The organism is Cryomorpha ignava, assembly GCF_010686655.1.
In the GTDB taxonomy this organism is placed as follows: domain Bacteria; phylum Bacteroidota; class Bacteroidia; order Flavobacteriales_D; family Cryomorphaceae; genus Cryomorpha; species Cryomorpha ignava.
In genome coordinates this window covers 1-1,852 of the sequence record NZ_JAAGVY010000107.1, presented here as the reverse complement: position 1 = coordinate 1,852, position 1,852 = coordinate 1, and the positions used below count along the sequence as shown (strand labels likewise).

1 protein-coding gene is annotated in these 1,852 nt (G+C 38.0%); it reads right to left on the bottom strand.

Annotated features, from left to right (window positions below; genetic code table 11):
• Window positions 1-224 precede the first annotated feature (224 nt).
• Complete coding sequence (locus tag G3O08_RS20560) at window positions 225-1,682, bottom strand: ISNCY family transposase (RefSeq protein WP_163287328.1); 1,458 nt, start codon at window positions 1,680-1,682, stop codon at window positions 225-227.
• Between the last annotated feature and the right edge of the window lie 170 nt (window positions 1,683-1,852).

The window sequence follows — 1,852 nt, the reverse complement described above, 5'->3', positions numbered from 1 at the left end:
ATAGTGTCCGCCAGAAAACTACCCTTGTGAGTAATTTCATAGAATTTCCAAAAATTTCTCAGCTCAATGTCCGATTAATTATGCTTGATTTATCACCAATCTAGATTTTTTTGATGAAATAGCTTGACTGGCCCTATTTTTTAGTCAAAAATGTATCAACTCGGCACACGCTCTCCTTTTAGTCAACACACAAAATAGTTAAAATACTGATTAAAAGATAGTTGCTAAGCCGCCTGCTTCCGCGCCAATGATTTTTGATTTTTGATTTCGCGAGCTATAAGTTCAGCTCCAATTTTTCGGAGATTATAGGCACTTACTCCTAATCCGATATACCTTTTAAAGTGGGCGTAGCCGCGGTCTGGACAGCGATCTAAACCGCGATGTTCCAACTCATTAATATTTGACTCCACAGCACTATGTTTGTTTCGCAACTTTTTGAACAGCGTTGTTTTTTCTTGCGCAGATTCTTCTTTATTACATTTTCCTTTTTTTGGAAGCACCAGTTGATCTACTTTGCCTACTAGTAACTTTTTATTGTCTTTATGCCAATATCCTTTGTCAAAAGACCAGCTATCAACCTTGAATAGTGGCAGTATTCTTTTAGCTAAACCAGATACAATTTGAGAATCGGCCTCATGATCCATTACTTGGTAATCTACAATTAAGTGATACTGATCAGTAGTTATACCAGCTTTTTTGCCAAGCTCTACGTTCGGTCGTTTCTTTCCTTTTGTGACCCATTCGGTATATTCTTCAAAAATTGAAAACACTTTTTCTGCGTGAGGAATTGTTTCACCTTTTAGTATACGTCTATCTACTAGGTCAATATGTTTTTCTAAATACGCCATATACCCATCCAGAGCTGCCAGTATAGCGATATGATTAAAACTTGATGGTTGGAATTCGATTCTAAAAGCTTCCAGTTTTCGTAAAAGTGTCTTTGCCTTTAGTATTAAATTTTTCGCAGCATTTTTTACACGCTCTTCTTTTCCCTTACCACCCGAAGCACTTCCTATGCCCATGGCACGAGAGAGATTTTTCAAGCATTTAAGCCAGTCATCTAGCTTTCGCCAACCTGGAAAATCCTGGTCAACTACCAGTTTACTAACCATGTCAAGACATTTGCGTCCACTATCCCATAGCAGGTTATAATCGGTGGGAAAATGTACATTGCTTTCAACCACAAAGCTATCGGTTTTTAAGCGTAATGCTTCCTCCCCTTTTTTTTTAAATACATCGTGACCAAACGCAACAATTAGCTGGTTGAGTTCTCGTACTGTTTCATCCGTAAGCAGATCAACATTGTCGATGATACGTTGATAACCAATACTCAATTTGTCATATCCTGATTCTGTCTCAACGCCCATGAGTTGTCTCAAAAGCATATCATGGTTTGCCATGTAATGCAAGTCGTCGTAACAGATATTTTTACAAAGACGAACCTGTGACAAAACAAATATTTGCCATAAATCCATACCGGGTCTTCCGGTGGTGTTGTTTTTTGGCAGAATAGCACGATCTAAGATTTCAAATACTTGGGAGTTCCATTTCGGGTTGGTGAAAATTTCTTTTAGCGCAGCAAAAAGAGCAGGCAATGGGCCATTTCTTTTTGCCATTGGAATAACGGTATCCGCGATGAGTAGTTTACCGATGGATAGTTGTTGGTCGAATCTATTTCTCATATTTCAATCTGGCTATTTCTTTCGTTGTTTTTGGGCGAATCTAAGTCCTTAAAGAGCCTAATTTCGGCATTTTAACCCAGTTTAGAAAGAAAATTCATTCCAGATTCAAGTGACTTATCAACTGTTAATTGTTGATTACTAAATAGTTGCAGGTTTTCTTGCAGGCACTA